General features: G+C 65.5%; 26 protein-coding genes and 3 pseudogenes. 16 read left to right on the top strand and 13 right to left on the bottom strand.

Annotated features, from left to right (window positions below; translation table 11 throughout):
- The first annotated feature begins 94 nt into the window (after positions 1 to 94).
- On the top strand, positions 95 to 538 hold the full coding sequence (locus DB708_RS12945; RefSeq protein WP_108922395.1) for an Rv2617c family stress response/phage resistance protein: 444 nt from the start codon (positions 95 to 97) through the stop codon (positions 536 to 538).
- Positions 539 to 556: 18 nt separating this feature from the next.
- Here DB708_RS12945 and DB708_RS12950 read toward each other — a convergent pair whose 3' ends face one another.
- Positions 557 to 1,057 carry a DUF1990 family protein gene (locus tag DB708_RS12950; protein WP_108922397.1) on the bottom strand — a complete coding sequence of 167 codons (501 nt, stop codon included), beginning with the start codon at positions 1,055 to 1,057 and terminating at the stop codon, positions 557 to 559.
- 30 nt (positions 1,058 to 1,087) lie between these two features.
- Between DB708_RS12950 and DB708_RS12955 the strand changes: the two genes are divergently transcribed.
- From DB708_RS12955 to DB708_RS12995, 9 genes are all read left to right on the top strand, one after another.
- Entirely contained in the window at positions 1,088 to 1,990 is a 903-nt protein-coding gene (locus DB708_RS12955) for an aldo/keto reductase (RefSeq protein ID WP_108922399.1), read from the top strand.
- A gap of 24 nt (positions 1,991 to 2,014) precedes the next feature.
- On the top strand, positions 2,015 to 2,638 hold the full coding sequence (locus tag DB708_RS12960) for a PaaI family thioesterase (protein ID WP_409347595.1): 624 nt from the start codon (positions 2,015 to 2,017) through the stop codon (positions 2,636 to 2,638).
- Positions 2,639 to 2,868: 230 nt separating this feature from the next.
- A complete protein-coding gene (locus tag DB708_RS12965) occupies positions 2,869 to 3,801 on the top strand; it encodes a glycosyltransferase family 2 protein (protein ID WP_201263512.1) in 933 nt (310 codons plus the stop codon).
- A gap of 179 nt (positions 3,802 to 3,980) precedes the next feature.
- Positions 3,981 to 6,035 (top strand): threonine--tRNA ligase, encoded by a 2,055-nt coding sequence (thrS, locus tag DB708_RS12970; protein ID WP_108922405.1) that lies wholly within the window; start codon positions 3,981 to 3,983, stop codon positions 6,033 to 6,035.
- The gene (locus DB708_RS12975; RefSeq protein WP_108922407.1) at positions 6,028 to 6,600 is read left to right on the top strand and encodes an HIT family protein; all 573 of its coding nucleotides are present in this window, start codon (positions 6,028 to 6,030) and stop codon (positions 6,598 to 6,600) included. Before thrS ends, DB708_RS12975 begins: the two co-directional genes overlap by 8 nt.
- Positions 6,597 to 7,262: a phosphatidylinositol phosphate synthase gene (gene pgsA / locus DB708_RS12980; protein WP_108922409.1), complete on the top strand. Its 666-nt coding sequence runs from the start codon at positions 6,597 to 6,599 to the stop codon at positions 7,260 to 7,262. Before DB708_RS12975 ends, pgsA begins: the two co-directional genes overlap by 4 nt.
- Positions 7,259 to 8,209, top strand: a complete 951-nt coding sequence (locus tag DB708_RS12985; RefSeq protein ID WP_108922410.1) for a phosphatidylinositol mannoside acyltransferase — start codon at positions 7,259 to 7,261, stop codon at positions 8,207 to 8,209. Before pgsA ends, DB708_RS12985 begins: the two co-directional genes overlap by 4 nt.
- On the top strand, positions 8,209 to 9,333 hold the full coding sequence (locus tag DB708_RS12990; protein ID WP_108922412.1) for a glycosyltransferase family 4 protein: 1,125 nt from the start codon (positions 8,209 to 8,211) through the stop codon (positions 9,331 to 9,333). The genes DB708_RS12985 and DB708_RS12990 overlap by 1 nt, the downstream gene beginning before the upstream one ends.
- Complete coding sequence (locus DB708_RS12995; protein ID WP_108922414.1) at positions 9,333 to 10,352, top strand: NUDIX hydrolase; 1,020 nt, start codon at positions 9,333 to 9,335, stop codon at positions 10,350 to 10,352. The genes DB708_RS12990 and DB708_RS12995 overlap by 1 nt, the downstream gene beginning before the upstream one ends.
- Positions 10,353 to 10,358: 6 nt before the next feature.
- Here DB708_RS12995 and DB708_RS13000 read toward each other — a convergent pair whose 3' ends face one another.
- Positions 10,359 to 11,666 carry a PE-PPE domain-containing protein gene (locus DB708_RS13000; RefSeq protein WP_133251006.1) on the bottom strand — a complete coding sequence of 436 codons (1,308 nt, stop codon included), beginning with the start codon at positions 11,664 to 11,666 and terminating at the stop codon, positions 10,359 to 10,361.
- 16 nt (positions 11,667 to 11,682) lie between these two features.
- Complete coding sequence (locus tag DB708_RS13005; protein ID WP_108922418.1) at positions 11,683 to 12,759, bottom strand: PPE family protein; 1,077 nt, start codon at positions 12,757 to 12,759, stop codon at positions 11,683 to 11,685.
- Between the two features lie 165 nt (positions 12,760 to 12,924).
- Between DB708_RS13005 and DB708_RS27680 the strand changes: the two are divergent.
- A pseudogene (locus DB708_RS27680) lies at positions 12,925 to 13,199 on the top strand (pyridoxal 5'-phosphate synthase lyase subunit PdxS); the annotation flags it as partial.
- A gap of 20 nt (positions 13,200 to 13,219) precedes the next feature.
- On the opposite strand, the gene DB708_RS13010 reads toward DB708_RS27680, so the two are convergent.
- The 3 genes from DB708_RS13010 to DB708_RS28205 are packed head-to-tail and all read right to left on the bottom strand — an operon-like array spanning position 13,220 to position 15,206.
- Complete coding sequence (locus DB708_RS13010) at positions 13,220 to 14,554, bottom strand: PE-PPE domain-containing protein (RefSeq protein ID WP_108922420.1); 1,335 nt, start codon at positions 14,552 to 14,554, stop codon at positions 13,220 to 13,222.
- Positions 14,551 to 14,928 (bottom strand): PPE family protein, SVP subgroup, encoded by a 378-nt coding sequence (locus DB708_RS28200; RefSeq protein WP_108922422.1) that lies wholly within the window; start codon positions 14,926 to 14,928, stop codon positions 14,551 to 14,553. Before DB708_RS28200 ends, DB708_RS13010 begins: the two co-directional genes overlap by 4 nt.
- The gene (locus DB708_RS28205; protein ID WP_369692929.1) at positions 14,925 to 15,206 is read right to left on the bottom strand and encodes a PPE domain-containing protein; all 282 of its coding nucleotides are present in this window, start codon (positions 15,204 to 15,206) and stop codon (positions 14,925 to 14,927) included. Before DB708_RS28205 ends, DB708_RS28200 begins: the two co-directional genes overlap by 4 nt.
- A 444-nt stretch (positions 15,207 to 15,650) precedes the next feature.
- On the opposite strand from DB708_RS28205, the pseudogene DB708_RS13025 reads away from it, so the two are divergent.
- A pseudogene (locus DB708_RS13025) lies at positions 15,651 to 15,797 on the top strand (exopolyphosphatase); the annotation flags it as partial.
- Between the two features lie 23 nt (positions 15,798 to 15,820).
- On the opposite strand, the gene DB708_RS28085 reads toward DB708_RS13025, so the two are convergent.
- Together DB708_RS28085 and DB708_RS28310 are read right to left on the bottom strand one after the other, a co-directional pair.
- Positions 15,821 to 17,737: a PPE family protein, SVP subgroup gene (locus DB708_RS28085; protein WP_409347605.1), complete on the bottom strand. Its 1,917-nt coding sequence runs from the start codon at positions 17,735 to 17,737 to the stop codon at positions 15,821 to 15,823.
- 54 nt (positions 17,738 to 17,791) lie between these two features.
- Positions 17,792 to 18,322: pseudogene (locus tag DB708_RS28310) on the bottom strand (PPE family protein); the annotation flags it as partial.
- Between the two features lie 295 nt (positions 18,323 to 18,617).
- Here DB708_RS28310 and pdxS point away from each other — a divergent pair.
- Genes pdxS through pdxT form a run of 3 tightly spaced genes read left to right on the top strand, consistent with a single transcriptional unit; the run spans position 18,618 to position 20,973 of the window.
- Positions 18,618 to 19,529, top strand: coding sequence for a pyridoxal 5'-phosphate synthase lyase subunit PdxS (gene pdxS / locus DB708_RS13035; RefSeq protein WP_108922425.1), 912 nt, complete (start codon positions 18,618 to 18,620; stop codon positions 19,527 to 19,529).
- A 14-nt stretch (positions 19,530 to 19,543) separates the two neighbouring features.
- Positions 19,544 to 20,380 carry an acyl-CoA thioesterase II gene (gene tesB, locus DB708_RS13040; RefSeq protein ID WP_108922427.1) on the top strand — a complete coding sequence of 279 codons (837 nt, stop codon included), beginning with the start codon at positions 19,544 to 19,546 and terminating at the stop codon, positions 20,378 to 20,380.
- Positions 20,381 to 20,388: 8 nt separating this feature from the next.
- Positions 20,389 to 20,973 (top strand): pyridoxal 5'-phosphate synthase glutaminase subunit PdxT, encoded by a 585-nt coding sequence (gene pdxT, locus DB708_RS13045; protein WP_409347606.1) that lies wholly within the window; start codon positions 20,389 to 20,391, stop codon positions 20,971 to 20,973.
- On the opposite strand, the gene DB708_RS27280 is transcribed toward pdxT, so the two are convergent.
- The gene (locus DB708_RS27280; RefSeq protein WP_165839816.1) at positions 20,970 to 21,119 is read right to left on the bottom strand and encodes a hypothetical protein; all 150 of its coding nucleotides are present in this window, start codon (positions 21,117 to 21,119) and stop codon (positions 20,970 to 20,972) included. The genes pdxT and DB708_RS27280 overlap by 4 nt on opposite strands.
- A 158-nt stretch (positions 21,120 to 21,277) precedes the next feature.
- Between DB708_RS27280 and DB708_RS13050 the strand changes: the two genes are divergently transcribed.
- Positions 21,278 to 22,033, top strand: a complete 756-nt coding sequence (locus tag DB708_RS13050) for a YebC/PmpR family DNA-binding transcriptional regulator (protein ID WP_108922431.1) — start codon at positions 21,278 to 21,280, stop codon at positions 22,031 to 22,033.
- On the opposite strand, the gene DB708_RS13055 is transcribed toward DB708_RS13050, so the two are convergent.
- Genes DB708_RS13055 through DB708_RS13070 form a run of 4 tightly spaced genes read right to left on the bottom strand, consistent with a single transcriptional unit; the run spans position 22,034 to position 25,021 of the window.
- The gene (locus DB708_RS13055; RefSeq protein WP_108922433.1) at positions 22,034 to 23,614 is read right to left on the bottom strand and encodes a polyamine aminopropyltransferase; all 1,581 of its coding nucleotides are present in this window, start codon (positions 23,612 to 23,614) and stop codon (positions 22,034 to 22,036) included.
- Positions 23,611 to 24,066: a DUF350 domain-containing protein gene (locus tag DB708_RS13060; protein WP_108922434.1), complete on the bottom strand. Its 456-nt coding sequence runs from the start codon at positions 24,064 to 24,066 to the stop codon at positions 23,611 to 23,613. The genes DB708_RS13055 and DB708_RS13060 overlap by 4 nt, the downstream gene beginning before the upstream one ends.
- Positions 24,067 to 24,080: 14 nt before the next feature.
- Positions 24,081 to 24,512 (bottom strand): DUF4247 domain-containing protein, encoded by a 432-nt coding sequence (locus DB708_RS13065; RefSeq protein ID WP_108924155.1) that lies wholly within the window; start codon positions 24,510 to 24,512, stop codon positions 24,081 to 24,083.
- Positions 24,509 to 25,021: a DUF2617 family protein gene (locus tag DB708_RS13070; protein ID WP_108922436.1), complete on the bottom strand. Its 513-nt coding sequence runs from the start codon at positions 25,019 to 25,021 to the stop codon at positions 24,509 to 24,511. Before DB708_RS13070 ends, DB708_RS13065 begins: the two co-directional genes overlap by 4 nt.
- Between the last annotated feature and the right edge of the window lie 5 nt (positions 25,022 to 25,026).

The following is a 25,026-nucleotide window of genomic DNA, read 5'->3' on the forward strand; positions in this document are numbered from 1 at the left end:
CAACCGCCCATTTCTAACGGACAAAACTCTTGACGATACAGTCTACAGATTCTAACGTACGAATGAGTATCTGTTAGAAATGAGAGGAAAAATCATGAGTACAGAGCAAGTCAGCGCTACCCCGCCGCTCACCGATCAGTTGAAGGACCCGGCGTTCTCGGCGTACTTCGCGCTTCGCACCGTGTTCACGATCGCGCCCATCGTGTTCGGGCTGGACAAGTTCTTCAATGTGCTGACGTATCCGCATCACTGGAGCATGTATCTGGCCGGCTGGATCCATTCCCTGGTGCCGGTGACCGCCGATCAGTGCATGTACCTGGTCGGGGTGATCGAGATCGTGGCCGGTGTGCTGGTTGCGGTCGCGCCTCGAATCGGCGCCTGGGTGGTCGCGGCCTGGCTGCTCGGCATCATCGTCGACCTGGTCACCGGGCCCGGCTTCTACGACGTGGCGCTGCGCGATTTCGGGTTGCTGGTGGGCGCGATCGCGCTGGGCCGGCTGGCGCAGGGCGTGCACAGCGGCAGCATCGGATCCCGCTGACCCGACCGGGTCGGACGGTCACACCCCGCGCAGGTAGCGCTTGGCGATGACGCGCTGAGCCACCGACACCACCGGGCCACCGAGCTTGCTCCACCAGGTGGCCGGCCGGGAGAACGCGGACACCTCGGCGAAGACCGCTGAGGTGTCCGGGTCCCGGCGGACGACGAAGCGTTCCTCGCCGGATTCGGGATGACCTTCCAGCGTGCCGTAGGCGAAACCGCGGATGTCGGGCTCGTCGATCACGTACACGACCCGGCACGGCGCGGGCAGAAAACCCATCCGGACCAACACCACCGTGTCGACGGCCGCGACCTCGGAGCTGGCCTTCACTCGCAGCCCGGCGCCGTGTTGCATGCCCCAGCGCATCATGGCCTCGGCGGCCCGCTCGAAACGCTGCCGGCCGGTACCGATCTGTTTCTCGACGTGTAGGTGGCCGTATCCAGCGGGCAGGTCGCCGGCGGCGGTCGCACCCACTTCGGAGTAACTCAGCGGAAGTTCCTCGAGTGCTGCTAGGTCCACACGCCCAGCTTGCCACGCCGAGATGCGCGAATGCGCTTGAAGCGTAAGTTCGTAGGCGTGACCGCACAAAACTCGAAAGCTGTTGCCGGAGCATCAGGAACGTTCACCTTCGGCGGCGATCTGACCGTCAACCGCCTCGGTTTCGGGGCAATGCGCATCGTCGGTAAGGGGGTCTGGGGCCCGCCCGCCGATCGCGATGAATGTGTCCGGGTGCTGCGACGCGCCGTCGAACTCGGCGTGGACCTCTTCGACACCGCGGATTCCTACGGCCCCTACATCTCCGAGGACATCATCCGCGAGGCGCTGTACCCCTACGACAACCTGGCGATCGCAACCAAGGCCGGGTTCTTGCGGACGGGCCCGGATGTCTGGATCGAGATGGGTTACCCGGCCTACCTGCGGCAGGAATGCGAGATGAGCCTGCGCCGCCTGGGCGTCGAGGCCATTGACCTGTTCCAGCTGCATCGCGTCGACCCCAAGTGGCCGTTGGCCGACCAGGTGGGCGAGCTGGTCAAGCTGAAGGACGAAGGCAAGATTCGGCATATCGGGCTGTCCGAGATCGATGTCGACCAGCTCAACGAGGCGCAGGCGATCACCCAGATCGTGTCGGTACAGAACCTGTACAACCTGACGGTCCGCAAGGCCGAACCGCTGCTCGATGCCGCCACCGAACAGGGCGTCGGCTTCATCCCGTACTTCCCGCTGGCAGCGGGGCCGCTGGCCGCTTCCGACGGCCCGCTGCAACGCATCGCCGCCGACCACCACGCGTCGCCGTCGCAGCTGGCCCTGGCCTGGCTGCTGAAGCGCTCGCCGGTGATGCTGCCGATCCCGGGAACGTCGAAGGTGGCGCACCTGGAGGAGAACGTGGCCGCCGCCGAGATCACGCTCAGCGACGACGAGTTCGAGACCCTGGCGGCTGCTGGAGCGCGGTAGGCGGCCACCCAATACGGTGTTCTGGTGGCCGGCGACCATCCGAAACACCCCGGTGGGGGGTTCAACCCACCCGAACCGACGACCAAGGGCGGGCCCGACTACGGCCGGTTCGTCGATGCGGTGCGCAAGCTGCAAGACCATGCGCGTGCCGTCGACGCCCCCGACGAGGTCATCAGCGAGGCCGCGGACACGCTGGAGAAGCTGTCTGCGCTGCTGAGCCCGTACGACGCCGACGAGTGGGCGTCGCCGTCGGGGCGGCGGATGGACTTGCCGATGCGCGGCAACATCCTCACGGTGCCGTTGTCGTCCCGCAAGACCGAGGACGGGCGGATCGAGGGAACGGCCCGCTTCGCGCGGTTTCACCTGGGGCGCAACGGCGCCGTGCACGGTGGGTCGCTCGGGATGCTGTTCGACACCATCCTCGGCCTGACCGCCTCAGTGCTCACCGGCAGCCCCCGTCAGCGCACCGCCTATTTGAAGATCAATTACCGCAATATCGTGCCGGTCGAAAAAGAGGTGCAGTTCGACGCGGGCATTGACGAGGTGGACGGCCGCAAAATCTTTGTGTCGGGCAGGTTGACCGACGGCGACACGCTGCTGGCCGAAGCCGATGCGTTGTTCGTGAAACTCAAACCCGGCCAGCCCTGATCGCGTTGCGTCTCGCATGACAATAGCCCCAGCTCATTGTTGTCTTGACAGACTATTGCACAGGTGTAGATTGAGCTACCGAGGTAGCTATGAGCGCGAACAAGTACGTCAGATTGTGCGTAGTGACCGCCGCGAAATCCGCGGCGAGACTGACGGTCGCGCCAAGGCCTCGTTGTTCTAGACGGGCCGGTGCCGTGCCGGCGATGGCCGACAGGCGCCGGTGCCCGTCGGTGGCGATCGTCATTCCGGCCTACAACGAGGAACGTTTCATCGGCAGGTGCCTTGAAGCGTGCCTCAATCAAACGTCGAGACCGGACGAGATCATCGTCGTCAACAACAGGTCGACCGATGGCACCGCCTCGATAGTGCGGAGATATCAAGCTGGCCAGCCCCGCACCGACATACGCCTGATCGATCAAAACGAGGTTCAGGGCATCGCGCCAACGCGCAACCGCGGGTTCGACGACGCGCGAAGCGATGTGATCGGCCGTATTGATGCCGACTCCGTCATTGCCAGCGACTGGGTCCAGACGATTCGCGGCCGCTTCCGGGACCCGGTCATCGATGCGGCGACCGGACCTGTCATCTACTACGACATGCCGATGCGCGGACTTTTCCTCCGGATCGATCGCACGGTCCGTGCCTGGTTGCAGTTCAGCTGCAAGGACCAACGGTTCCTGCTCGGGGCCAATATGGCCATCCGTGCCTCGGCGTGGAGGGCGGTCCGTCAGCTGACGCGGCTCGATCCGGAAGATCTCCTGCATGAAGACATTGACCTGGCGGTGACGCTGTTCAAGAACGACTTCGAGGTCGCATACGAGCCCACACTCGTTGCCGGCATGTCCGGTCGGCGGGTTGAATGCTTGCCGCGCGAGTTCTACCGCTACGCCACGCGCTACACCAGGACCATCAGGGCGCACGGAGTCAAGAGCGGTCCCGCCCGCTTGACGGTCGCCATCCTCCTGCTGGGGTACTTCCCAGCTCGCATGCTTCGGTTCTGTTACGACGTAGACAAACTTCGGTTCACCACGACGAAGCTGCGCGCCACACTTGGCGAGCTCACCAGCCGCGCCGGACGCGATGCGCGGGCGCAGGTGTTCAAACTGGGTGGGACCGACCCTGCCGCGCGACCGGTAGCCCCGTTGCGTGATCGAGCGGCGTAGCGGCCGACTCGCTCGCATTTGTTGAGATGTTGGTCCGCCCGGCCGCGTCCGGGATGGGTTAAGCCCCGGCCAACCGGTATTGCCTTGGGCTCCTCGAGGTCCGCCCCGATAGCATGGCAACGTCCAATCAGGATCATTGGTGACCCGCAAACACAACTAAGCCTTGGAGACCCAACTCGATGAGCGCCCCCGCCGACTCCGTCCCAGCAGCCCCGATCCGGGTTCCTGCCGGGACTACCGCGGCCGCCGCGGTCGGCGAGGCGGGGTTGCCCAGACGCGGTACGCCCGACGCCGTCGTGCTGGTACGCGACGCCGACGGCAAGCTGCGCGATCTGAGCTGGGCGCCCGAGGCCGACACGCAGGTCGTCCCGGTCGCCGCCAACACCGACGACGGCCGCAGCGTCATCCGGCATTCGGCCGCACACGTGCTGGCCCAGGCTGTCCAAGACATGTTCCCGCACGCCAAATTGGGCATCGGGCCGCCGATCACCGATGGCTTCTACTACGACTTCGACGTGCCGGAGCCGTTCACGCCCGAGGACCTGACGAAGCTGGAAAAGCGGATGCGCCAGATCGTCAAGGATGGCCAGCTGTTCGACCGGCGGGTGTACGAATCCAAGGAAGCGGCGCGCCAGGAACTCGCCGGCGAGCCCTTCAAACTGGAGCTAGTCGACGACAAGTCCGGCGATCCCGATGTCATGGAGGTCGGCGGCGATGAGCTCACCGCATACGACAACCTCAACCCTCGTACCCGCGAACGGGTTTGGGGTGACTTGTGCCGCGGGCCGCACATCCCGACCACCAAGCACATCCCGGCGTTCAAGCTCACCCGTAGCTCGGCCGCCTACTGGCGCGGCGACCAGAGCAACGCAAGCTTGCAACGCATCTACGGCACCGCCTGGGAGTCGCAAGAGGCGCTCGACAAACATCTGGAGCTCCTCGAGGAGGCGCAGCGCCGTGACCATCGCAAGCTGGGCGTCGAGCTCGACCTGTTCAGCTTTCCCGACGAAATCGGTTCTGGCCTAGCGGTTTTCCACCCCAAGGGCGGCATCATCCGCCGTGAGCTGGAGGAGTACTCGCGGCGCAAGCACATCGAGGCCGGGTACGAGTTCGTCAATACCCCGCACATCACCAAGGAGCAGCTGTACATCACGTCGGGCCACCTCGAGTGGTACGCCGACGGAATGTACCCGCCGATGCACCTCGACGCGGAGTTCAACGCAGACGGGACGGTGCGCAAGCCCGGGCAGGACTACTACCTCAAGCCGATGAACTGCCCGATGCACCACCTGATCTATCGGTCTCGCGGACGCTCGTACCGCGAGCTTCCGTTGCGGCTCTTCGAGTTCGGCAGCGTGTACCGCTACGAGAAGTCGGGCGTGGTGCACGGGCTGACGCGGGTGCGCGGCATGACGCAGGACGACGCTCACATCTACTGCACGCGAGAGCAGATGCGCGACGAGCTGACCTCGCTGCTGCGCTTCGTGCTCGACTTGCTGGCCGACTACGGTCTCAACGACTTCTACCTGGAGCTGTCCACCAAGGACCCGGAGAAGTATTCCGGCTCTGACGACATGTGGGACGAGGCCACCGAAGTCTTGCGTGAGGTCGCCGTGGCGTCCGGGTTGCATTTCGTTCCCGACCCCGGTGGCGCGGCGTTTTATGGCCCGAAGATCTCGGTGCAGGTCAAGGACGCGCTGGGCCGCAGCTGGCAGATGTCGACCATCCAGCTCGACTTCAACATGCCGGACCGATTCGAGCTGGAATACACCGCATCCGACGGGTCGCGGCAGCGGCCGGTGCTCATCCACCGGGCGCTGTTCGGCTCCATCGAGCGATTCTTCGGCATCCTCACCGAGCACTACGCCGGGGCCTTCCCGGCATGGTTGGCGCCGCTCCAGGTGATCGGCATCCCGGTCTCCGACGAACACGCGGCATACCTAAAAGATGTTGCTGCGCAATTGAGGTCGCGAGGCGTTCGGGTGGAGGTGGACAACAGCGACGACCGGATGGCGAAAAAGATCGTGAACCACACCGCCCAGAAGGTCCCGTTCATGTTGCTGGCCGGCGACCGTGACGTGCAGGCTGGGGCGGTCAGCTTCCGCTTCGGCGACCGCACCCAGATCAACGGCGTGCCGCTGGACGCCGCGATCGATACGATCGTCAAGTGGATCGCGGACCGCGAGAATGCATCTCCCACAGCAGAACTGGTAAAGGTAGCCGGCGGTGAGTGAGCAGGACAGCGCCGATGGCAGCGACGACACCATTCTCGACAGAGGTGTCGGCGAGCGTGACCATCTGCAGCGGTTGTGGACGCCGTATCGGATGACGTATCTGGCCGAATCGCCGGCCAAGCGCGACAACGGCAAAACCGAGGAGCCGTTCTCCGACATTCCAGACTTGCCCGACGAGGAGGGCCTGGTGGTCGCCCGCGGCGAGCTTGTGTACGCCGTGCTCAACCTCTACCCGTACAACCCCGGGCATCTGATGGTGGTGCCCTACCGACGGGTTTCGGAGCTCGAGGACCTGACCGGCGCGGAGAGCGCGGAACTGATGTTGTTCATGCAGAAGGCAATTCGCGTGATCAAGAACGTATCGCGGCCACACGGCTTCAATGTTGGCCTGAATTTAGGGACATCGGCGGGTGGATCGCTGGCCGAACATCTGCACGTGCACGTGGTGCCGCGCTGGGGTGGCGACGCAAACTTCATCACCATCGTCGGGGGCGCGAAGGTGATCCCGCAGTTGCTGCGAGAGACGCGCCAGTTGCTGGCCACCGAATGGTCGAAACAAGAATGAGTAAGGCGCCCTTCCTATCCCGGGCCGCGTTCGCCCGGCTCACTACTCCGACGGCCCGGGCGCTGCTGCGGTTGGGTTTGACGCCGGACGCCGTCACCATCGTGGGCACTATCGCGTCGGTCGCGGGGGCGTTGACGCTCTTCCCGATGGGCAAGCTGTTCCCCGGGGCATGTGTGGTCTGGTTTTTCGTGCTGTTCGACATGGTTGACGGTGCGATGGCTCGCGAGCGCGGCGGCGGCACCCGATTCGGCGCGGTGCTCGACGCCACGTGTGACCGGATCAGCGACGGTGCGGTGTTCAGCGGGCTGCTGTGGTGGATTGTCTTTGGCCTGCACGACAAACCGCTCGCGGCGGCGACGCTGATCTGTCTGGTCACATCCCAGGTGATCTCCTACATCAAGGCCCGGGCCGAAGCCAGCGGGCTGCGCGGCGATGGCGGAATCATCGAACGGCCGGAGCGGCTGATCATCGTGCTGTCCGGTGCCGGGGTGTCGGACTTTCCGTTCGTCGCCTGGCCGCCCGCGCTGCCGGTGGCGATGTGGGTATTGGCGGCGGCCAGCGTCCTCACCTGCCTGCAGCGGCTACACGCGGTGCGGACGTCGCCCGGTGCTCCCGAACCCTTGCCGCCCAATCCCGGTGGCCAGGAAACGAGCCAACCGTGATCTCCATTCCGCTGCGCCGCAATGTCCTCACGGCGCCGCGCGACCTGTTGACCCGGACGGCGACCGACTGGGCGTACGCGGCCGGCTGGATGGCGGTACGCACGGTCCCGGAGTTCGCCGCGCGCAACGTGTTCGACACCGGAGCGCGCTACGCCGCCCGCGGCGGCGGACCCGAGCAGCTGCGCAAGAACCTGGCCCGGGTCACCGGTGTGCCGCCGGCGCAGGTGCCGGACAGCCTGATGCGGGCTTCGCTGGCGTCCTATGGCCGTTACTGGCGGGAGGCGTTTCGGCTGCCGTCGATGGACCATCGGGTGCTGGCCCGGCAGGTCGACGAGACGTTCGTGGGAGCCGACCATATCGACGCCGCCCTGGCCGCCGGCCGGGGTGTGGTGCTGGCGCTGCCGCACAGCGGCAACTGGGACATGGCCGGGCTGTGGCTGGCGCAGACGCGCGGCACTTTCACCACGGTCGCCGAGCGGCTCAAACCCGAGTCGCTGTACCGGCGTTTCATCGCCTACCGGGAAAGCCTTGGCTTCGAAGTGCTACCGCTGTCCGGCGGCGACCGTCCGGCCTTCGAGGTGCTGTGCGAGCGGCTGCGGGCCAACCGGGTGGTGTGCCTGATGGCCGAGCGCGATCTCACCCGCAGCGGCGTCGAAGTCGACTTCTTCGGCGAGCCCACCCGGATGCCGGCCGGGCCGGCGAGGCTCGCGATCGAAACCGGGGCAGCGTTGTGCGCGGCGCACTGCTGGAATGAGCCCGACGGCTGGCCCGTCGAGATATTTCCGCCGCTGGACTGTTCCAGCGGGGATGTCAAAGCCATCACTCAGGCGCTGGCCGATCAGTTCACCCGCAACATCGCCGCGCACCCCGAAGATTGGCACATGCTGCAGCCGCAGTGGCTGGCCGATCTTTCCGACGACAGACGCGCCCGGCTGAAGGAAGCCTGATGCGGATCGGGATGGTCTGTCCCTACTCGTTCGACGTGCCGGGCGGGGTGCAGTCGCATGTCTTACAGCTGGCCGAGGTGATGCGCGCACGGGGCCATGAGGTCAGTGTGCTGGCTCCGGCGTCGCCGCATGCCGCGCTGCCGGACTACGTCGTCTCCGCCGGAAAGGCCGTCGCGATTCCGTACAACGGCTCGGTGGCTCGGCTCCGATTCGGCCCGGCGACCCACCGCAAGGTCAAGAAGTGGCTTGGCGAAGGCGCTTTCGACGTCTTGCACCTGCACGAGCCCAATGCGCCGAGCCTGTCGATGCTGGCCCTGAATATCGCTGCCGGGCCAATTGTGGCGACCTTTCACACCTCGACCACCAAATCATTGACGCTGACCGTCTTCCAGGGTTTCCTGCGGCCGATGCACGAGAAGATCGTCGGCCGCATCGCGGTGTCCGACCTGGCTCGGCGCTGGCAGGTGGAGGCGCTCGGGACGGATGCGGTGGAGATCCCCAACGGGGTCGACGTCGACTCCCTGGCCTCGGCGCCGCAGTTGGACGGGTATCCGCGGCAGGGCAAGACGGTGTTGTTCTTGGGCCGCTACGACGAGCCGCGCAAGGGCATGGCGGTGCTCATCGAGGCGCTGCCTCAGGTGGTGGAGCACTTTCCGGATCTTCAAGTGCTGGTCGTCGGCCACGGCGATGAGGACGACTTGCGCACGCAGGTAGGTGCATTGGCGGCGAACATGCGCTTCCTCGGTCTGGTCGACGACGACGGAAAGGCGTCGGCGATGCGCAGCGCCGATGTCTACTGCGCGCCCAACATGGGCGGGGAGAGCTTCGGCATCGTCCTGGTGGAGGCGATGGCTGCCGGGACGCCAGTGGTGGCCAGCGACCTGGACGCCTTCCGTCGCGTGCTGCGCGATGGGGAGGCCGGGCGGCTGTTTCCGGTCGGCGATGCGGCCGGGCTGGCCGATGGGCTGATCGAGATGCTGGAAAACGACGTGCTGCGCGAACGGTACGCGGCGGCCGCGTGCGAAGTGGTGGCACGCTACGACTGGTCGGTGGTGGCCAGTCAGATCATGCGGGTGTACGAGACGGTTGCCGGTTCGGGCGTCAAGGTTCAGGTGGCCAGCTGATGACCTGGCTGCTCGCGGTCCTCATCGTGCTGCTCATTGTGTTTGCGCTGATCGGCATTTGGGCGATCCGGACGGCCCAGCGGCTGGACCGGCTCAACGTCCGCTACGACCTGTCCTGGCAGGCGCTGGACGGCGCGCTGGCGCGGCGCGCGGTGGTCGCACGCGCTGTCGCGATCGACGCCTACGGCGGCTCCACCGAAGGCCGAAAACTTTCCGCGCTGGCCGATGCCGCCGAGCGGGCGACCCGCCAGGCGCGGGAGAACGCCGAAAACGAGCTTTCGGCGGCGCTGGCGACTGTCGACCCGGCGGCCCTGCCCGCCGGTCTGATCGCCGAACTGGCCGACGCCGAGGCCCGGCTGCTGCTGGCTCGCCGATTCCACAACGACGCGGTCCGCGACACCCTCGCGCTGGCCGAGCGGCGCCCGGTACGCGCCCTTCGGCTCGGTGGAACAGCCACGCTGCCAAGTTATTTCGAGATCGTCGAGCGGCCGCACGCGCTGGCGTATACCGGTCACGGGATGCCCAAACACCGCACCTCGGCGCGGGTGGTGTTGGTCGACGAGACCGGCGCGGTGCTGTTGCTGTGCGGCTCGGATCCGGCGGTCGCCGACGCGCCCCGGTGGTGGTTCACCGTGGGCGGTGAGGTGCGGCCGGGCGAGCGGTTGGCCGCGGCCGCAGCGCGAGAGTTGGGCGAGGAGACCGGTTTACAGGTCGCGTCGGGCGACATGATCGGACCGATCTGGCGCCGCGATGAGGTGTTCGAGTTCAACGGCACGCTGATCGATAGCGAGGAGTTCTTCTTCGTGCACCGCACCCAACGCTTCGAGCCGTCCTGCACCGGCCGGACCGAACTGGAACGCCGCTACATTCACTGCCACCGCTGGTGCGATGCCAACGACATCGCCGAACTGGTGGGCGCGGGCCAGACCGTTTACCCACGCCAGCTGTCCGAACTGCTCGCCGATGCGATCGCATTGGCGAGCAGTCGGGCGCCGGGGCCGCTGTTGGGAATTCGCTGAGGAGAGCTAGAGCCCGTTCGACGGGACGAGCAGGGCGCCCGCGGGCGGCGGTCCCGCGGCCAGCGCGAGCCCGAAACCCGGGATTGCGGCGGCGCCCGCCGGCGGTCCCGCGGCCAGCGGGAGCCCGAAACCCGGGATTGCGGCGGCGCCCGCCGGCTGTCCCAATGCCAGCGGGAGCCCGACACCCGGGCCTGCGCCGGCGACGGCGAGCGAGCCGATGGACTGCAGCGGCCCGGGAAGCCCGGTGGCGTAACCGAATTCGACTAACGGCTGCAGGAACGGTTGCAGCAGATCGGCCAGCGGATTCCCCAGGATGGGGATCAGCCGCAGTGGATCCAGCAGCGGCAAATTCATGGTGGGGACGATGAAGTAGGTCGTGTTGCCGATCTGCTGTTGGATCGCGGTGGCAAGTTGCGCAGCGGTCAGCAACGGAGTTTGGGTGTGCAGCGGCAAGCCGAAAAGGGCGTTGAGGTCGGCCGAGATATTGAAAATGCCCGCGGGAAACTGTGCGACGGGGTCCCACTGGATGCCGTAAATGGCGGTCGTGTAGATGGTGTCTATCGGCGTAGGCACGTGAAATCCGGTGAAGGCCCCCGGGATAAAGCGGGTCAGGATGCCGCCGGTCACCGGATTGTTCGGATCGGCGAGCATCATGAAGTTCAGCAGGTTGGGGCTCGGCCGCAGGGCGGCTGGTAGGGCGTCGAGATAGCGCATCTCCATCGTGGCGATCGTGGCGCTCTGCGAATAGCCGACGACGAGGATTTGGTCGCCCGCGGCGGTATGGGTCATCACCGCGTTGTTCAGTATCGCGATGCCCTCTTGGACCGACTGCCCAAAGGTTTGGCTGTTGAGGCCGGTGAGCGGCCACAGCTGCTCGGGCGTGGTTAGACCCTGCGCGGTATAGGTGGGGTAGTTCGGGAGGACGTACGTTTGGTAGACCGCCTGCAGATAGCTGGCACTGGGTTCCGGGTTGCCGGTACCGCCCATGATCAGTGCAATCTGGTTGCCTGCCGCCGACTGCATGGCGGACGCGTTGGATGCCTCGGCTTGGGCGTAGTTGTTCTCTGCGATTGTCAGCGTTTGCACGAATTGGTCGTGGAACAGTTCCGCCCGCGCGGCTAGCGTCTGATACTGCGCGGCCTGGGCGTCCAGGAATCCGGCCATGCGCACCGACACCGAATCCGTAGCCGGCGGCAGCACTCCCGTCGTCGGGGCTGCCGCGGCCGTGTTCGTCGCATCGAGTGCCGCACCGATCCCTTGCAACTCGTCGGCGGCCGCCCCTATCGCGTCGGGGTCAGTGATCACGTATGGCATCGGGCGTGCCTCCTGACTAGTCCACCATTCGGCGCGGTGGCCCACCCGCGCGGTGCGCGGCGACCGCTGGAGCGGCCGCGCTCATCAATCGCCCGGGCACATTCATCGAGGGCGGGTGCGGGGTGGCGGGCAGGCTGGTTGACAGTGGGCTCACCGTGGCAGTGGCCACCCCGGCCGCCGCGGGAACTTGGGGTGCCGCGGGCGTGGCATTGGCCCAGGTCGCCGGCACGGACAACGGCCCAACGGTGGAAGCCCTGCCCATTCCCCCGGTCATCACGGCGCCCGTGAGCTGCACCGCGCCCGGCCCGCCCACAGCCGGACTGACCGTCGACGCCAGGAAGGGATCCATTGCCGGGACACTGGCGGCACCGCTGAGCAATGGGTTCGCGCCGGACATGAGCTGGCCCATCGCCATTTGCATCGGTTCCATCGCGAACTGCGCGGGCGTCGAGAGCATCTGCAGCTGCGTCATCGGGTTCATCAGCTGCTGGGTCAGCGAATTGAACAGCGAGTCGAACAGCCGCTGAAGGGGCGAGATGTAGGTGAGGGTAGGCAAGCTGAACAGGTTCAGCGGCGGGTTGCTGAACGGCGTCCATCCCGCCTGAGCCGCCGTGATGCTCGCGTCATAGCCCGTCATGGCCGTCACGTCCTGGGCCCACATCTCGGTGTAGTCGGCCTCGGTCGCCGCGATTGCCGCGGTGTTTTGCCCCAAGATGTTGGTCGCGATCAGCGTCATCAGCAGGGTGCGATTGGCCACGACGACCTCGGGGGGCACCGTCGCGGTAAACGCCGCTTCGAATGCGCCGGCCGATAACCGGGTCTGGGTGGCCAGCAGCTCTGCGTTTGCCGACGTCGCGGTCAACCATTGCACGTAGGGAGTGGCTGCATTTGCCATCATCGTCGCCGCCAGGCCCTGCCAGGGCCCGCTGGTCAGCGACGACACCGTCGACTGGAAGGAGCTTGCCGTAGACCCCAACTGGGCGGCCACCGTATCCCAGGCTGCTGCCGCAGCCCACATCGTCCCCGACCGCGGTCCGGCGTACATGCGAGCGGAGTTAATTTCTGGCGGCAACAGCACGAAATCCGGCAACATCTCCGAACCCCTCCTCGACCAAACCCCACCGGCGGTGTGACCAGGGCTGTGACCCGTGAATTCGCACGGGCAGCAACAGTCTGCGCAAACGGTTGACGCAATTTTTAGCACAATGTGACCTACGTCGCACCCGTTTGTGACCGGAATCGGGCGGAACAGCCGTTAGAGGACAGCGGCGCGGTCGCGGTGACGGAGCTGCAGCGAGTGCCCGCCGATATTCAGGGCGGGGTGTCACGAATGCGGTGATGACTAAGGCGCAGTGGGTATTTCATTGAGGCGCTAATTCTGCGAGGCCTCGGTGTGGATTACGGTGGCAAATCCGAAGTGCTCACCCCCCGGCCGATTGCACCATCAGATCGACAAGTGGAAATTCATCGTGCTATTCGTTGGCGATCAATTTCGGCGAGGCGCTGCGGCGCATCACCGAGCGCGCGGCCATCCGTTCCACCGAGCTGCCGAGCTAGAACCCGCTCGCGACACCGGTGGGGACCAGCGAGCCCACCGGGGGCAATCCTAGGGAGTCCACCGGCGGCATTCCGATGGAGCCCAGCGCGGGGAGTTCGGTGCCGGCCAGCGCCGGCATTCCGGTGGAGCCGAACGCCGGCATTCCGGTGGAGCCGAACGCCGGCATTCCGGTGGAGCCCAGTGCCGGGAATCCGGTGGTGATCCCAGCTGTGCTGCCCGTGCCAATGGCTCCCCCGAGGTTGAGCGGACTTGGGAGCAACCCGTAGTGGCCCAGGTCGACGATCGGCTTGAGGAACGGTTGGAGCGTGTCAGCCAGCAGATTTCCCAGGGTGGGGAGGTACCACCGCAGCGGATCCAGCAGCGGCAATCGTGTGGACGGTATGAAGTGCATCGTCACGTTGCCGATTTGTTGTTGGATGGTGCCGACCCCAGATTCTAACGCGGCGATATGGGAAGTTATGTAGTGCGTGTCAAAGAAGCTGAACAGCGAGTTCAGGAAAGTTGGAGGCCACAACGGGTTCTTCGGGAAATCGGCTACCACGTCGTACTGCATCGTGAACATCTGGGTCGCGTATTGCGTCGTCAGCGGCATGGGGAAGCGTAACTCTCCGAAACCCGGGATCGGTTGCGTCAGAATGCCGCCGAACGGGTTACTCGGATTGGCTGTCAACGTGAATTCCAGTAATTGTGTACTTGGCCGTAGGGCGGCCGGAAGGGACTCCAGATAGCGCATGTGCACGCTGGCGACGGTTGCGCTCTGCGAATGCCCTATGACGACAACCTTGTTGCCAGCGAGGGTCTCCGTCATGACTGCATGGTTCAAGGCTGAGACACCTTCGGCGACCGATCTGCTGAAGGTTCGGCTGCCGATAATCGGCGCGAACTCTGACGGAGTTCGCAGACTCACCAGTTCGATGTTTGGGTATTTCTGCAGAAACGCCTTTTGGATTGTCGTCATATACGCGGGGTCCGGTTTCGGGTTTCCGGTGCCGCCCATGATCAGCGCTTTTGTTCTTTGCGTCGCCGCCCCCGCCGCCATGCTGGCGTTATTTTCGGCTTCGGTTTCGGCATAGTACTTCTGCGCATTGAGCAGGGTTTGCACGAACTGCTCATGAAATAGCTTCGCCTGCGCGCTGACCACCTGATACTGCTCGGCCCGTGCGACCAGGCGTGCCGCCGTTCGCACCGATACTGAATCCGTGGCCGGCGGCGGCACAGCCGTCATCGGGGCCGCGGCGGCGGCGTTCGTCTCGTGCAGCGTCGCACCGATCCCGCGCAACTCCCCGGCCGCCGTGCCTATCGCTGCGGGGTCGGTAATCACAAATGTCATTGGGCGCGCCTCGTTGTGGCCACGCTCGTCGAAACCGGGCTCACCGCGGCGGTGGACACCCCGGTCGCCGCGGGAATTGCGGGCGCCGCCGACGTGGCATTGGCCCAGGTTGCCGGCACGGACAACGGACCAATCGAGGCCGCCCGTCCCGCGCTCGCGCTGACCAAGCGGCCAGCTGCCGCCGGACTGACGGCGGATGCCAGCACCGGATTCATCGCCGGAACGCTGCCGGCAGTGCTCGGCAACACGTTGGCGCCGGACATGAGTTGGCCCATCGCCATTTGCATCGGTTCCATCGCGAACTGCGCCGGCGTCGAGAGCAGCTGCAGCTGCGTCATCGGGTCCTTCAGTTGACCCATCACCGCGCCTGTCATCCACTCGAACAACTGCTCAGGGAAGGAAACGAACCTCCCCTCGGGATGCTGGCCGATAATGCCGTTTGGAGGGCCACCGCCGCTGCGTTTTCCGAGTCGCAGTTAACCACTGCACGTACGGAGCGGCTGCGGTCGCCATCATTGTCGCCGCCGGGCCCTTTCAGGGGCCCGGCGGTCAGCGACGTCACGGTCGCACGGAAGGAGCTTGCCGTGTACTCCAACTCGTGCCAGGCTGCTGCGGCTGCCAACATCGGCCCCGAGTGCGCCCCCGAATACATGAGTCCTGAATCGATTTCCGGCGGCAACAGTCCGTAGTTCAGCGACACCTGATCCTCTTCTCGTTTCTCGCTCTCGGCCAAACCTCAAATTCCGAGGGCCGAAGTGTGGAGGGCGACCTCCCCCCATAGATATCGGGCAAAGGAGCACAATGGCCTGTTGCGGATATCTGACCGTATTTTTAACACGACGTGGCGGCCATTTGCGGGCGATGTGACACGCGTCAACCGCCCCATGGAAATCTCACATAAACGGCGGGAAAACCGCTTTCGTGCCTCACCACTAGAGTCCAAGCGCGACTCAAGGCGACAGGGACCTAGTGGACAGCGGCCAACAGTCGAGTACGGCACTGACGGGAACGGCGCGGGTCAAGCGCGGTATCGCCGAGATGCTCAAGGGAGCACCGCACCTCGGCACGGGTGGTGATGACCGAATCGAGCACCGTGCTGTCCGAGGAGACCGATTTACCGGTTGCGTCGGCCGGCATCGTCGGACTGATTTGGCGGCGCGACAAAGTGTTCGAGTTCAATGGCGCGCTGATCGACAGCGAGGAGTTCTTCTTCGTGCACCGCACGCAACGCCGTGAGCCGTCGCCGGCTGCAGTCCATGCGCTGAGCTAGAACCCGCTCGCCACACCGGCGGGGACCAGCGGCGGCAACGGCATCCCGATGGAGCCCACCGGCGGCAACGGCATTCCGATGGAGCCTACCGGCGGCATTCCGATGGAGCCCAGTGCGGGGAGTTCGGTGCCCACCGGCGGCAACGGCATCCCGATGGAGCCTACCGGCGGCATTCCGATGGAGCCCAACGCCGGCATTCCGGTGGAGCCCAGCCCGGGGAGCTCGGTGGAGGCCAGCACCGGCGTTCCGGTGGCTGCCAGCGCCGGGAATCCGGTGGTGATCCCAGCTGTGCCGCCCGTGCCAATGGCTCCCCCGAGGTTGAGCGGACTCGGGAGCAACCCGTACTGGCCCAGGTCGACGATCGGCTTGAGGAACGGTTGGAGCGTGTCAGCCAGCGGATTTCCCAGGGTGGGGAGGAACATCCGCAGCGGATCCAGCAGTGGCAGGTTCACGTTCGGGATGAAGTGCATCGTCACGTTGCCGATTTGTTGTTGGATGGTGCCGATCCCGGATTCTAACGCGGAGACATAGGAAGCCATGTGGTGTGCTTTAAACAAGCTGAACACCGAGTTCGCGCCAGTCGGAAGCCAGAACGGGTTCTTCGGGAAGTCGGCGACCGCGTCGTATCCCAGCGTGAATATCCGGGTCGCGTATTGCGTCGTCAGCGGCGTCGCGAAGCGAAACTCTCCGAAGCCAGGCATCCCGAACCCGAAGAGCCCTTGCGACAGACCCCCGGTGAACGGGTTGTTCGGATTCGCCGCCAAGGTGAATTCCAGTAGTTGTGTACTTGGCCGTAGGGCGGCCGGAAGGGACTCCAGGTAGCGCATGTGCACGCTGGCGATGGTTGCGCTCTGCGAATATCCCATGACGACAACCTTGTTGCCGGCGAGGGTCTCCGTCATGACTGCATGGTTCAAGGCTGAGACACCTTCGGCGACCGATCTGCTGAAGGTTCGGCTGCCCAGGCCGGTAAGAGGCCAGAGCTCTTCCGGAGTTCGCAGACTCACTAGTTCGATGTTTGGGTATTTCTGCAGAAACGCCTTTTGGATTGTCGTCATATACGCGGGGTCCGGTTTCGGGTTTCCGGTGCCGCCCATGATCAGCGCTTTTGTTCTTTGCGTCGCCGCCCCCGCCGCCATGCTGGCGTTATTTTCGGCTTCGGTTTCGGCATAGTACTTCTGCGCATTGAGCAGGGTTTGCACGAACTGCTCATGAAATAGCTTCGCCTGCGCGCTGACCACCTGATACTGCTCGGCCCGTGCGACCAGGCGTGCCGCCGTTCGCACCGATACTGAATCCGTGGCCGGCGGCGGCACTGCCGTCGTCGGGGCTGCCGCGGCCGTGTTTGTCGCATCGAGTGCCGCACCGATCCCGCGCAACTCCCCGGCCGCCGTGCCTATCGCTGCGGGGTCGGTAATCACAAATGTCATTGGGCGCGCCTTATGCCTAGGCCCGTACCGGGCACGATGTCGGAGCCTTTGCGCGCCGCGGCCGCCGCTGCCGCGGCACCCACCACTCGCCCGGGCATGCTGATCGAGGGCGAAGACGACGTTGTGGCCACGCTCGCCGAAAGCGGGCTCACCGCGGCGGTGGACACCCGCGGTCGCCGCGGGAATTGCGGGCGCCGCCGACGTGGCATTGGCCCAGGCTGCCGGCACGGACAACGGACCAATCGAGGCCGCGCGTCCCGCGCTCGCGCTGACCAAGCGGCCAGCTGCCGCCGGACTGACGGTGGATGCCAGCACCGGATTCATCGCCGGAACGCTGCCGGCAGTGCTCGGCAACACGTTGGCGCCGGACATGAGTTGGCCCATCGCCATTTGCATCGGTTCCATCGCGAACTGCGCCGGCGTCGAGAGCAGCTGCAGCTGCGTCATCGGGTCCTTCAGTTGACCCATCACCGCGCCTGTCATCCACTCGAACAACTGCTCAGGGAAGGAAACGAACCTCCCCTCGGGGACGCTGAACAGGGTCAGCGGCGGTATGCTGAACGGTGTCTGCGTGGCGCCGGCCGCCGCCGTGGCGAGGTCATAGCCGGTCATGGCCGCGACATCTTGGGCCCACATCTCCATGTACAAGGCCTCGGTCGCCGCGATTGCCGGGGTGTTTTGACCCAAGATGTTGGTCGCGATCAAAGCCAGCAGCAGGTCGCGGTTGGCCTCGATGACCGGTGGGGGCACCGTAGCGGCAAACGCCGCTTCGAACGCGCTGGCCGATAATGTCGTCTGGAGGGCCACAGCCGCTGCGTTTTCCGAGCTCGCAGTTAACCACAGCACGTACGGAGCGGCAGCCGTCGCCATCATTGTCGCCGCCGGGCCCTTCCAGGGCCCGCTGGTCAGCGACGTCACAGTCGCACGGAAGGAGCTTGCCGTGTACTCCAACTCGGCGGCCACCACGGACCACGCTGCTGCCGCTGCCAACATCGGCCCCGAGTGCGCCCCCGAATACATGCGCGCGGAATTTATTTCCGGCGGCAACAGTCCGTAGTCCAGCGACATTGAACCTCCCCCGTTTCTCGCTCTCGGCTAAACGCCAAACATCAAATACCAAAAGGCCGAATAACAAAGGCCAAAATAATGAGGGACCCCTCCCTCAACTAAATATCCGGCAAAGGAGCTCAATGGCACTGCTGCGGATATCTGCAAGCATTTCTATCACGAAATGATGGCCATTTACGTCCTCTGTGACTTAGGTCAAACGGCTCATAGAAACCTCACACGAACGGGGGGGAAACCGATTTTTGTGCCCCACCACTAGAGTGGAAGCGCGATGGTTCAAGGAGAGAAGGGGCTAGTGAACAGCGGCGCAGAGTCGAGCCAGGCCAACAAGACGGGAACGGCGCGCGTCAAGCGCGGCATGGCCGAGATGCTTAAGGGCGGCGTCATCATGGACGTCGTCACCCCCGAGCAGGCCCGGATCGCGGAGGGGGCCGGCGCCGTCGCGGTGATGGCGCTGGAGCGGGTGCCCGCCGATATTCGTGCTCAGGGCGGGGTGTCGCGGATGAGTGACCCAGACATGATCGAGGGGATCATCGCTGCCGTCACGATTCCGGTGATGGCCAAGGCGCGCATCGGGCATTTCGTCGAGGCGCAGATCCTGCAAAGCCTCGGTGTGGATTACGTCGACGAGTCGGAGGTGCTGACGCCCGCCGATTACACCCACCACATCGACAAGTGGAAGTTCACCGTGCCGTTCGTGTGCGGGGCGACCAATCTCGGCGAGGCACTGCGGCGCATCAACGAGGGCGCGGCGATGATTCGTTCCAAGGGCGAGGCCGGCACCGGAGACGTGTCCAACGCGACCACACACATGCGCGCCATCGGCGGTGAGATCCGTCGCCTGACCTCCCTGTCTGAAGACGAATTGTTCGTTGCGGCAAAGGATTTGCAAGCACCGTTCGAGCTCGTCGTCGAGGTTGCCCGGGCGGGCAAGCTGCCGGTCACGCTGTTCACCGCCGGCGGGATCGCGACTCCGGCGGATGCGGCGATGATGATGCAGCTCGGCGCCGAGGGGGTGTTCGTGGGCTCGGGGATTTTCAAATCCGGCGACCCCGCGCAACGCGCCGCCGCTATTGTCAAGGCCACCACGTTCTACGACGATCCGGACATGCTGGCCAAGGTTTCACGCGGCCTCGGCGAGGCGATGGTGGGCATCAATGTGGATGAGATAGCGGAGCCGCATCGCCTGGCCCAGCGCGGCTGGTAGGCCGAAGGTCATCGGTGGCGATCGAAGAGATCCTCGATCTCGAGCAACTCGAGTTCAACATCTACCGCGGCAGCGTCTTTAGTCCGGAATCGGGATTTCTGCAGCGCACCTTCGGCGGCCACGTCGCCGGCCAGTCCCTGGTCTCCGCGGTACGCACCGTCGACCCGCGCTATCAGGTGCATTCGCTGCATGGCTACTTCCTGCGACCCGGGGATGCGTTAGCGCGAACGGTTTTCATCGTCGAGCGCACCCGCGACGGTGGTTCGTTTGCCACCCGGCGGGTCAACGCCATCCAGCACGGCGAAATCATCTTCAGCATGGGGGCTTCCTTCCAGGCGAATCAGGAAGGCATCCACCACCAAGACGCGATGCCGGCCGCGCCACCACCCGACGGGCTACCCGGGTTGGACTCGATCAAGGTGTTCGATGACGCGGGGTTCAAGCAGTTCGAGGAGTGGGACGTCTGCATCGTGCCGCGCGATCGCTTAAAGCTGTTGCCTGGCAAGGCCTCTCAGCAGCAGGTGTGGTTTCGTCACCGGGACCCGCTGCCGGACGACCCGGTGCTGCACATCTGCGCGCTGGCCTACATGAGCGATCTCACGCTGCTGGGATCGGCGCAGGTCACCCACCTCGACGTGCGTGAGCATCTGCAGGTGTCCTCGCTGGACCACGCGATGTGGTTCATGCGGGCGTTCCGGGCCGACGAGTGGCTGCTTTACGACCAGTCCTCGCCGTCGGCCAGCGGCGGCCGCTCGCTGTGCCAAGGAAAAATCTTCACCCAGTCCGGTGAGATGGTCGCGGCGGTCATGCAGGAGGGGCTGACCCGCTTCAAGCGCGGATACCAGCCGTGAACCGTCCGATGATCGGCGTGCTGGCCCTGCAAGGCGACACCCGCGAGCACCTGTCGGCGCTGCGCGACGCCGGAGCCGAGTCGATGGCGGTGCGCCGCCGCCGCGAGCTCGAGGTGATCGACGGGCTGGTCATTCCGGGTGGGGAATCCACCACGATGAGCCACCTGCTGGGAGACCTCGACCTGCTCGAGCCGTTGCGGGCGCGGCTGGCCGACGGGCTTCCGGCCTATGGCGCGTGCGCCGGCATGATCATGCTGGCCAGCGAGATTCTCGACGCAGGTACGAACGGACGCGAAGCGCTGCCGCTAAGTGGAATCGATATGACGGTGCGGCGCAACGCTTTTGGACGTCAAGTCGATTCGTTCGAAGGTGACGTCGAGTTCGAGGGCTTGGACGGCCCTGTGCGGGCGGTGTTCATCCGGGCACCGTGGGTCGAGCGCGTCGGAGACGGCGTGCAGGTGCTGGCCAGAGCCGCGGGACACGCCGTCGCGGTCCGGCAGGGACCGAAGCTGGCGACCGCGTTTCACCCGGAGATGACCGGAGACCGGCGCATCCACCAGCTGTTCGTCGACATCGTCAGGGGTCGCAGCTAACGCGTGCTCTCATCCGGGACATTGCGTTGGGATTGATGCAAACCCGGCGCGTCAGGGTCGTCGTCCTGTTGTTCCAGTTTTTCCTGCTGCCGGCGCTGCTCTTCGGTCGACTCCCTGGCGTCTTCGGGCTCTTTCGGCTGATTCACCCTCTCAGGGTCTCCCGAATCGCACACTCCGAAACCGAGCTGTGAGCGTCGGTGCACACGCGACGTCCGGGTATTCGGCAGTGGCCGGATAACTCGCCCCGATCGTCCACGTAGACTCGTCGGCGAACTTTAAGTAACAGAAGAGGTAGAACACACAGATGAGCGGCCATTCCAAGTGGGCCACCACCAAGCACCAGAAGGCCGTCAAGGACGCCCGCCGTGGCAAGGAGTTCGCCCGGCTCATCAAGAACATCGAGGTCGCCGCCCGTACCGGCGGTGGCGACCCGGGAGGCAATCCGACGCTCTATGACGCCATCCAGAAGGCGAAGAAGACCTCGGTGCCCAACGACAACATCGAGCGTGCCCGCAAGCGCGGTGCCGGCGAGGAAGCCGGCGGCGCCGACTGGCAGACGATCATGTACGAGGGCTACGCGCCCAACGGCGTGGCGGTGCTGATCGAGTGCCTCACCGACAACCGCAACCGCGCCGCCAGCGAGGTGCGGGTGGCGATGACGCGCAACGGCGGCACCATGGCGGACCCGGGCTCGGTCTCCTACCTGTTCACCCGCAAGGGCGTGGTGACGCTGGAGAAGAACGGCCTGAGCGAGGACGACGTGCTGACGGCGGTGCTCGACGCGGGCGCCGAGGATGTCAGCGATCTCGGTGACAGCTTCGAAGTCGTCTCCGAGCCAACCGATCTGGTCGCGGTGCGTACCGCGTTGCAGGACGCCGGCATCGACTACGACTCGGCCGAGGCGAGTTTTCAGCCGTCGGTTAGCGTGCCGGTCGACGTCGAGGCTGCCCGCAAGGTGTTCAAGCTCGTCGACGCGCTGGATGACAGCGACGACGTGCAGAACGTCTGGACCAATGTCGACCTGTCCGACGAGGTGCTGGCCGCTCTCGACGACGAGTGATTAGTCGTAGCCGTGGCGCATGTCCTCGACGATGCGCGGGTTGTCCAGCGTTGACGGTTCCAGCGGCCGCGGCGCGATGTCGTCGGAGAACACCGTTGCGGCCTGTAGTACCTGCGGGTTGAGGTAGCGCAGCGGCGGCGTGTCGGGCGGCATGCTGGGCATCGGTGCGGCGTTGCCGGGGCGGGCCAGTACGAAACCCCAGTCACCGAATGTCGGCACGTGCACGTGATAGGGCGTGACGGCATACCCCGCTGAGTGCATGGTCGACACCGTGCGCCAGAACGCGGTCGGTGTGGAGAACGGGCTGCCCGCCTGGACCACGAGCAGCCCATCGGGGGAAAGTGCATGTGCGACAAGGGCATAGAACTCGGTTGAGTACAGCCGGCCCAGCACGGGTGTGTCCGGGTCGGGCAGGTCGACGATGACCGCGTCGAACCCCCCGGCGGGACGCAGCCCCGGATGCGATGCTCGAAGCCAGCGCATCGCGTCGTCGATCACCACCGAAACCCGAGGGTTGTCCAGCGCTCCGGCATTGGCGTCGTGCAGGGTGGTGCGGGCGATCTCGATCACGGCGGGATCCAGCTCTACCTGCACGATCTTGTCGATTCCGTGCTGGCGCAACAGTTCACGTGCGGCCAGCCCGTCACCGCCGCCCAGCACCAGCACCGAGTGCGCGCCGTTGCCGAGCGCGGGATACACCAGGCTTTCGGTGTAGCGGTATTCGTCCCGAGTGGAGAACTGCAACCCGCCGTCCAGATATAGCCGGGTGTCGCTATCGCGGCGGGTGACCACGATCTCCTGGTAGGCGGTGTGCCGGTAGGCGATGATCGGATCGGCGTAAAGCCTTTGGCGGCTCGTTAGTTCGATGTCATGGGCGTGTACCAGCAGCACGGCGAGCAACCCGAGGGCCGCGGCGAGCGCGCACAGCGCCGTCACCAGCTGCGCGGTGGAGATGACACGCCGCAGCAGGAACATCGCCACGATCCCCGCCGCGACCAGGTTGATGACGCCGGTGGCCGCCGCGCCGCGGATCATCCCGAGATGTGGCAGCAGGGCGAACGGCCAGACCAATCCGCCGACCAGCGCCCCGAGGTAGTCGGCCGCGGTGAGGTTGGCCAGGGTGCGGCCGGTGTCGGTCGCGCCGGACGTGCGGCCACGTTGCAGCAGCGTCATCAGCAACGGGACCTCGGCGCCGACCAGGCCGCCGATCAGCGCGGTGCCCACCGCCAGCACCCACGTCGAACCGATCGCGCCGTCCAGGAATGCGAACACCGCATACAGCGTCGCCGCGGACAAGCCGCCGATGATGCCCAGCAGCGCCTCGACGGCGACGAACGTGATGCCTGCATGCCGTAGCAGCGGTTTGACCAGCAGCGCGCCCATGCCCAGCGCCGCGATGTAGCCCGCGACGATCAGTGAGGTGGCGACGATACCGCCGCCGTTCAGGCTCGCCGACAGCGTCAGCAGCGCCAGTTCGTAGATGATGCCGCACGCCGCGCACGCCGCGACGGCGGCGAGTAGCACGGCTCGCCAGCGTGTCGACGGTTGCGCGGCCCGGACCGCATCCTGGCTGGTCGTCATGACACCGCGGCGGCCGTCACTCCTCCTACCGCCAACAACATCAGGGCCACCGCGAACGAGCCCGGATGCAGCTCGGGGTCGTCGACGTGCTGGTGGAAGCTGCCCGGGATCACCAGGTGCAGTGTCAGCAGCGCGATGCCCAACAGGATCACGCCCAAGAGTCCGTACACCCCCACGCCCACCAGCCCCTGAGCCAACTGGCTGTAGCTGTTGACGATGGCACTGACGATGACGGTGGTGAGCGCGACATACATCGCGCTGGCGACCACGACGGCGTTGGGGCGGCGGTCGACGAAGACCAGCTGGCGCAGCTTGCCCGGGGTCAACACATCGACCATGTAGAACCCGATGATCAGGACTGCCGTGCCGACGACGAAGTACAGCAGCGTCGCGACGACGCCTTTCAGGACGGGGTCGAGGTCCACGTTTCCGATATCGAAGGCGAGGTACATGGCTGTCTCCTTTGTTATTTCGTTCCGCCGGGGCCGCCGGGGCTACCGCCGGAGCCGCTCGACGGGGATCCTGGATTGAAGCCCGGGCCGAGGTAGATGAACGAACCGTGGCTGTATCCGGCGCCGAGGCTTTCGACGCGAATGCTGCACGGTTGGTTTCCATCTGGGCCGACGATCACGATGTTGTTGCTGTAGCGCAGGTAGTCGTTGTTGTCGTTGTCCGCGCGCGCCTCGGGCTCCTGGTAGTCGGCGAGTGTGTCGGCCACCTGGTCGGGTGATCCGCTGCACAGGTATCGCGTGCCATTGGCGTCGCGCGAGTACTCGCGGTAGTTGCTCGCGATATACGACGCAATATCCTTCTGCAGCAATATGATTCCGACAATCAGGGACACCACGGAAGCCAAGGCCAGGCCACCGCCGAGCCAGAACAGATGTTTGCGGCTCACGGACGCCACCGGCTCGCCGTGTGAACCACTTCGCCACCGGACCCAAAAGGACTGCGCGGGTAAAGGTGCCACGTCTGCCAGCGCCAGCCGGCGCCGTCGGATTCGGCGGCCAGCACGGTCAACGCCGCGTCATCGCCGGGGAAAGTACCACCGAGCCAGCCGGTTTCGGCTCGACACCGGTCGCGCAGCTCGCGGGCCAGTCGGCGAAACGCCGCCTCGTCGTGGGTGTCGGTGCGCGATTCCAGCGAGTAACCGCAGGCTTCGGCGCGCTCGGGCAGCTCGCCGGTATCGCTGCCCGCGGTGCAGGACACCTGTTCGGAGAAGCTGCTGTCGGCGTGCTCGACCGTGACCAGATGCGAAGCGCCGAGCACCCCGAGCCGCAGCGCGCTGCCGTCGGGATGGCGGAGCAGGTGGCTGGCCAGCAGCGGGGGTGCGGGCGCGTTGAGCGCGAGCCGCAGCCTGCTTCCAGACACGTCGGCCGGAGCCACGGCGAGCTGATAGAGCGGCACCGCGC

This window comes from Mycobacterium montefiorense (assembly GCF_003112775.1).
GTDB classification, from domain to species: Bacteria; Actinomycetota; Actinomycetes; order Mycobacteriales; family Mycobacteriaceae; genus Mycobacterium; species Mycobacterium montefiorense.